This window comes from Nocardioides sp. Z40_12 (assembly GCF_058215795.1).
In genome coordinates, this window is sequence record NZ_JBZAJA010000010.1 from 100,242 (window position 1) to 107,045 (window position 6,804).

The 6,804-nt window shown below is 67.7% G+C and carries 3 protein-coding genes and 1 pseudogene; 2 read left to right on the top strand and 2 right to left on the bottom strand.

Translation table 11 applies throughout. The features are described from left to right. Positions 1 to 1,308: 1,308 nt before the first annotated feature. On the top strand, positions 1,309 to 1,896 hold the full coding sequence (locus AC4BG9_RS17415; RefSeq protein ID WP_490572384.1) for an IS3 family transposase: 588 nt from the start codon (positions 1,309 to 1,311) through the stop codon (positions 1,894 to 1,896). A 127-nt stretch (positions 1,897 to 2,023) separates the two neighbouring features. On the opposite strand, the gene AC4BG9_RS17420 is transcribed toward AC4BG9_RS17415, so the two are convergent. Together AC4BG9_RS17420 and AC4BG9_RS17425 are read right to left on the bottom strand one after the other, a co-directional pair. After that, positions 2,024 to 3,820, bottom strand: a complete 1,797-nt coding sequence (locus AC4BG9_RS17420; protein ID WP_490572385.1) for a carboxypeptidase-like regulatory domain-containing protein — start codon at positions 3,818 to 3,820, stop codon at positions 2,024 to 2,026. A gap of 252 nt (positions 3,821 to 4,072) precedes the next feature. Continuing rightward, positions 4,073 to 4,285: pseudogene (locus tag AC4BG9_RS17425) on the bottom strand (integrase core domain-containing protein); the annotation flags it as partial. A 156-nt stretch (positions 4,286 to 4,441) separates the two neighbouring features. On the opposite strand from AC4BG9_RS17425, the gene AC4BG9_RS17430 reads away from it, so the two are divergent. Beyond that, the gene (locus tag AC4BG9_RS17430) at positions 4,442 to 6,634 is read left to right on the top strand and encodes a hypothetical protein (RefSeq protein ID WP_490572386.1); all 2,193 of its coding nucleotides are present in this window, start codon (positions 4,442 to 4,444) and stop codon (positions 6,632 to 6,634) included. Positions 6,635 to 6,804 lie beyond the last annotated feature (170 nt).

The following is a 6,804-nucleotide window of genomic DNA, read 5'->3' on the forward strand; positions in this document are numbered from 1 at the left end:
CTTCACGGGGCTACGGGCGAGAGAGCGCTTCGAACGGGTGGTTCAAAGTCCGACTTCAGGGCATGGGATTTTGAGCAGGTCACCATGGGATCAGTCCCGCTGCCACCTCACCTCCCGGTAGCCATGTCGGGTCTGGTAGATGCGAGTCGGGTCGGGCTCGACTGGCTCCGCGCCCGCGGCAGCGGCAGCGCCCTGGCCGCGGGTGCCGCCCTTGGAGGTGGGCTTGGATGTGGGGCAGCGACGGCCGCCTTCGGTCTTCAGATCGCACATGGGCGCTCCTTGTGTGGGGGTGGGCTCGGCCCCATCCAGTGGGGGACACCTGATAGGGGTCCGGGAGATTCACGGGCGCTGACGGGCCCGGATGACGCTTCTGGTCGCCGTCCGGTCCAGTGGTCAGGCGCGACGTTGTAGTAGGCGTCGAGTTGGTGCCGCGGAGCGCATCATGCGTGGGATTCGAACGACGCGTCGGACTGCCTGCACGACAAAGCCCCCGCCTCGACACGAAGTCGGGACGGGGGCTTGTCGCTTCTCTACCTGAGAACCGTTCTCATCTCACACGATCTCACACGATCTCACACATAGCTCACAGCCATCTCACAGCCCAGCGCGTGCCAGCGGGTGTCGGTGCGTAGCCCTGCGTAGGAGTTTCCGCAGGTTAGAGGCCTTTTTCCGACGTTTCCGCAGGTCAGCGCAGCGTCAGGCCTAGATGTCGTAGTACTGACTGACTCACCCATGCTGACCTGCGCAAACGTCGAAAACGCTGTTCCCTGTGTACCAGATATGTAACACGCGGGCGAAGGGGCCCGGACCAAGGCGCGGCTTCGTCACGGTCGTCGTCAACGCCTTCACTGGCGTGAACCAGGGTGAAGCGGCCGGGCGCACCGAGTTCGGAGCATGCTGCCGACTTGCAGACTTCGCCTGCCCTATCCAGAGGCGGGCTTCGTTCGCCTCCCCCGGGGGTAGTGGATCTGGGAAGGGCTCATTTCATAGGTGGGCTGTCGTGCGTCATGCCTGCGGACCCCGAGTGGCGCGCCCTGGTGTTGGCCGAACGGTCGAGTGGACCGGGTCGATCACCTGATTCCGTGACCACGTCCGACGGCTTCGCCCTGAGCACCGGCCGGTCGACCCGGCGGACCGGTTGGTCTGGGCGGCCGGAGACGCGGTGCAGTGCGACTTGTGATTCCCGCCGAGGAAGATCCCACTCGAGGACGGCACCAAGGTGTTGTTGCCGGTGCTGGTCATCACCGCCGCGCCGTGAACAGGGCTGGCAAGGCGCCTTGAGGTTGAAGAAGGTCCGCACCACTTTCGGTGACCCGGCCGCGGAGCGACCGCTCGATCGAGTTGGATCGGCAGTTCTGGGCATCACGGCCGAACCAGTTGTGGGTCGCCGACTTCACCTACGTCGCGACCTGGGCCGGCACGGTCTACGTGGCCTTCATCTTCGACGTCTTCAGTCGGCGCATCGTCCGTTGGCGGGCGGCGACGAGGATGACCACCGACCTGGTGCTCGACACCCTTGAGCACGCCATCTGGACGCGGCGCCAGGCCGGGATCACGGACCTTTCCGGGCTCATCCATCACACGGATGCGGGGTCCCAGTACGTCAGTTTCGCCTTCACTCAGCGGCTGATCGACGAGGGCGTCGACCCGTATGTGGGGTCTGTCGGCGACGCCTACGATAACGCCTTGGCAGAGTCCCAGATCGGGCTATACAAGGCCGAGTCGAGTCGCCCCGAGGGCCCTTGGCGCGGTGTCGAGCACGTCGAGTTGGAGACCCTGAACTGGGTCGACTTCTTCAACAACGAGCGTCCGCACGAGGCCCTCGACGACCTGACCCCGATCGCAGCCGAGGAGCTCCACTACGCCGCAAGGAACGAGCTCACGCCGACCGGCTGAGCCAAGAGATCCGGCCTCCGGACACGCCGGGGCGGTTCAAGGGGAGCCCGGACCTGTTCTCTGTGCGCACGCCGGTTCAGGTGCGGTTCCTGCTGCTAGCCGGCGGGCGCTCGGGGTGGTGGGTGGGTCAGGCGACCTTGCCGACCTTGATGCGCCGCGTCTTGGTGGTCCCGTTGAGCGTCGCGGTCACCTTGACTGTCAGCGTCTTGCCCTCCCAGGTCCGGTTGACCTTGAGCCGAGGCTTGGTGGCCTTCTTGATGGTCTTCTGCCCGAGAAGCCACTGAACCCTGACGGACGCACCAGCCGCCAGCTTGACGCGCACGCGGAGCGTCTTGCCGACCTGCGGCTTCCCCTTCACCTTGGCCGCGGTCAGGAGCGCCTTGAGGGCCGCAGCCGGCGACACCGGGGCGGTCGTGGCCGTGGGCGTGGGTGTTGCGGTGGGTGGGACCGGTGCGGCCGTGGGGCCTGGCTCCGTGGTGGGGGCAGCCGTGGGCGTGACCGTGGGCGTTGCGGTGGGTGCCGGGGTGGGGGATGGCGTCGGGGTTGGTTCCGAGGTAGGGGTGGGCGTCGGGATGGGTGGGGGACCGGCGGTGTTGAGGGTGACGTTGAACGTCTTCGGGGTCTCGGGAGAGATGACGACGTCGGTGGCGGTGTCCAGGTTGGTGCCGCCGACCCAGAACCTCTCGTTCGTGTCGTCGTCGAAGATCGCGAGCCGGTAGGTGCCGCTGGACAGGCGCGGGAACTCGTACCTGCCGGTTGCGTCGTCGATGTAGACATCGTTGATGTTGTTCCAGCTGGTGCGGGTCTTCATGTACACGTTCATCAGCAGGCGGGTGCGTGCCCCGGTTCCGGAGACGATGCCGCTGAGGGAGGTGGGCCGTTCCAAGGTTACGTTGATGTTGTCGAGGACTTGCCCGTCGGTGAGGGTGAGCGGGTCTCGGTCGGCTTCGGCTCCGGGGCGGACGTCGTTCCAGTACTCAAAGGCGTAGTCGCCGGACTCGAAGGTGGGGAAGTAGGTGCCGGCGGGCACTTCGAAACGGTAGGTGCCGTCATCGTTGGTGGAAGTGAAGTCCCAGGACGTGTACGTCCACCCGGCACCGGCAGGTGTGCGAGTGAGCGCTCCGACGTGCCCGTACAGGCCGACGCCGGCCAGGTTGGTGAGCTTCCCGGAGATGACGGACGCGCGTTCCAGTGTGGCGTCCTTGCCGGTGACCGTGGTGGTGGCGGCGACGGGGAAGTACTCGCTGTCGACTTGCCGGTACTTGTTGGGCCAGAACTCGCGCAACCACCCGTTGCCGCGTGTTTCGAAGGTGAGCCGGTAGTTGCCGGGCAGCATCTTGTACAGGTGGTAGGTGCCGGTGGTGTCAGTCAGGTCGCAGTTGGGGCGGGTGTCTACGACCTGACCCCATGCGCAGACCGTCAGGCCGGGGGCAGGGGCGTCGGGGGCGTAGGTGACCTTCCCGGTGATGTGGCCTCCGGCTGCCAGGCGCGTGTCGATCAGGGTGGTGGCGCCGTCGGTGACGCTCACGTCGGTGGCTGTCGCGACGGTGGGAGCGCGGTCGTAGAACTGGTAGGCGATGGTTTCGCTGTTGGCGACGAAGAAGAGCCGGTAGTTGCCGATATCGAGGTTGGGGATGGTGAAGTTGCCGTTCGGGTCGGTTTCGTACCCGTCGACGTAGGCCCATCCGTCGTCTTCGCTGGCGTCGGGGATGAGCAGGTCGACGTACCCGCGGACCGGTTCACCCGTCGGGCCGCGCATGGTGCCGGAGATGGCTCCGGTGCCGGCCGCTGAGGCTGGAGTGGCAACGAGCCCGAGGAAAGCCAAGGCGGTGACGAGCAGCCCTACCAGGACGGTTGCTGCTGTGGGTCGGGGAGCTGTTCGAGTCAGTGGGGTGGGCGGCTGGGTGGCGGGCGTGTCGGGCATGTCGGGTCCCCCTGAGCTGACGTGCTGACGGTCCCGACGTGTGGGTCGGGGACCGGAGCCTAGGGCCGGCCGGGCGGCCGTGTCTTGGGGTGTGTCCGACTGGTGGCCACTCGCCCCCTGCGCTGGGCCGGTGGGACTGCTGCACGATCTGGTGACAGCATGACGTGGCCAAGGACGTCACTATGTCGTGTACCGGGTTCAGTGGAGGCTCTGAACTGACGCGCCGACGGTAGTCGGCGTGGGGTTGTGGCGGTAGTACTTGTCTTCTAACTCGGCTGGTGGGACGAGCCCGATCTCGCCGTGCAGGCGTCGGTGGTTGAACCAGTCGATGTGCTCAGCGACCGCGATCTCAAGGTCATCGATGCTCTTCCACGGTCCCTTGTTGCGAACCAGTTCGCCCTTGAACAGCGAGCTGAACGCCTCGGCCAGGGCGTTGTCATACGAGTCACCGGTGGATCCGACGGACGCGACCGCGGCGGTGGGGAGGCACTGTAGTCGTTCTGCGACGCCACGTCGGTCCTGGCCTTTACCCTGACCCCGCGGCGGTGTCACCGGACACCGCCACAACACTCGGAGTTCCATGTGAAGACCACCGACCTCCGCCGGCTCGCAACAGTCGCCGTGGCCGGCGTGCTGGCCGCGACGGCCACCCTCACCGCTTCTGCTGCTGGTGCTGACCCGGGAACGACCGTGCCGGGGGTTGCCCTCCCGGTGCCGGCTCTCAGTGACGGCGGCACCATCGACGCCAACGACCGTGCGGCGGTGATCTCCGGGTACCTGACCCGTTACGCGCCCGCCGAGGCGGTCCCTGTGCGGTGGGACGGGAACGTGGCGACCTGCGACCCCGGGTCCCCGTCGCAGGCGTACCTGGACGCGAACCTGGCGATGCTGACCTACGCACGGGACCTGGTCGGCTCTCCGGCCGTGCCGTTGAATGCTGGCAGCAACGCCCTCGCCCAGCGGGCTGCGTTGATGTTCGCCGCGAACGGGTTCCGGCACGACATCGACCCTTCGTGGGCGTGCTACGACGTTCAGGCCGCCGACTCTCTGGGTTGGAGCATGGGTGCTTACCCGGCGACGCAGCACAACGGGATGAAGTTGGCGTTGCGGTCCGCGAGCCCTGAGGAAGCGACGTTGGGCACCCGCACGCTGCTGCTGGGCCGCACGACCAACAGTCTGGGCATCGGCGCTTCCAACGCCGCGTGGACGCTGTACACCGGCGACTACCGGAGGACGCCGGAAGGTTCGGACTTCACCAGCCACCCGGTGGCTTGGCCTGCCGCCGGGTACTTCCCCGAGCCGTTGGACACCCCACGCTGGTCGGTCCAACTGCGCGACCAGTACTGGATGGCCGGGTCGACCGTCACCGTCACCCAGCTCTCACCGGGCCCGGTCAGGGACCTGCCGGTCAACGTCGAGTTCCGCAACGCCAGCACCGTGGTGTTCCAACCCTCCGGGGTGGTCCTGCCCTCCGACGTCGGCGGCAGGGACGTGACCTACCGGGTGCGCGTCAGCAACCGCACGAACCCGGGGTCGTCTCAGCCCGCCCCGGACCTCACCTACACCACGACGTTCGTGGACCCCGGCCGGCCGGCCGCGTTCACCTGGCGCGCAGGCAGCCGCCCGACGGTGTCCGGCACGGCGATGGTCGGGAAGACGCTGCGCGCCTCCGCGGGCGACTACACCCCCACCGGGGTGGGGGAGCGGGTGGAGTTCACCTGGTTCGCCGACTCCGCCCCGGTCGGGACCGGGCCTGAGCTGCTGCTGACCCGGGAGATGGTCGAGAAGACGGTTCAGGTGGAGGCGAAGGTGGTCACCGCCGGCGCCGACACCGGAGCTGCGCTCAGCGTCGCGACCGGTCCCGTCGGGTACGACTACGCCCCTGAGCTGCTTTTGGGCCCGCAGGCCACGGGTTGGGTGGTCGGTGAGGTCTCGGAGACCAGCGACGGCATCTGGTCCCCCACACCTGCACGGTTCACCTACCAGTGGTACCGCAACGACACCGAGATCGTGGGGGCCACGCAGAAGACGTACACGCCCACGATGCACGACGCCGGGCAAGCCTTGTCGGCTTCGGTCACCGCGTGGTCGCCCACCGGCACACCCTCGGCGCCTGCTTTCACGTCCCGTCTGGGTATCGGGGTCCCGGATCCGGGTGCCGGAGGTCCCCCGCCCGGTCCTGGGGGCGTGACCGGCCCCCAGGTGGTCTCCGCACCGCAGGTGCCGGCGACCGTGCAGGTGGGGTTGCCGGCCACGGGGAAGTTCGCGGTGTGGTCTGGCGCTGAGAGCACCAGCCACCAGTGGCACCTGGACGGGCAGCCGATCGCGGCCGCCACGGGCGACACGTACACGCCTTCGGTCACGGACTTGGGACGTCAGCTCACGTTGGTCTCTGTCGCGTTCAACGCCCACGGGTCGGCCATCTCGACGTCGCACAGCGCCACAGTCGCCCCGGCGGCTCCCGCGACGGAACCACCCGGCACCAAGGGCCCTGGCAGGACAGGCCCGGTGGCCGGTCCGACGCCCGGACAGCCGCCCACCCGTGACGGTGTGGTGAAGGTGGCGGGCAAGGCGCGCCCAGGGAAGGTCCTGCGGGCCCGGGTGACTGGTTTCTCCCCGGCCCCGGCGAAGGTGACTTTGCGGTGGTTGCGCAACGGCAAGGCGGTGAAGGGCAAGGCTGGGAGGTCGGCCCGGTACAAGGTGAAGGCCACGGACGCGGGGAAGACGATCAGCGTGCGCGTGGTCATCCGTCGGCCCAACGTTGCCGTCACGAAGGTGACCTCCAAGCCGGTCCAGGTGAAGCGCCGACGCTGAGCGGTCCCCGGTGATGGGCTCGTATGACGTCACCGAGATGGTGAACGGCAGGACCGAGGGGACTGCCCCGAGTTCGGTTGACGCCTGACCAGCGAGGATCGCTCCTCGCTGGCAGGAAGTCCCTCGTGGCAAAGCCCTATCCCAAGGAGTTCCGCGACGACGTCGTGCGA

Excerpts from the sequence above, each read along its gene's own strand:
- AC4BG9_RS17420 (WP_490572385.1), bottom strand. The coding sequence starts at position 3,820 with ATGCCCGACACGCCCGCCACCCAGCCGCCCACCCCACTGACTCGAACA.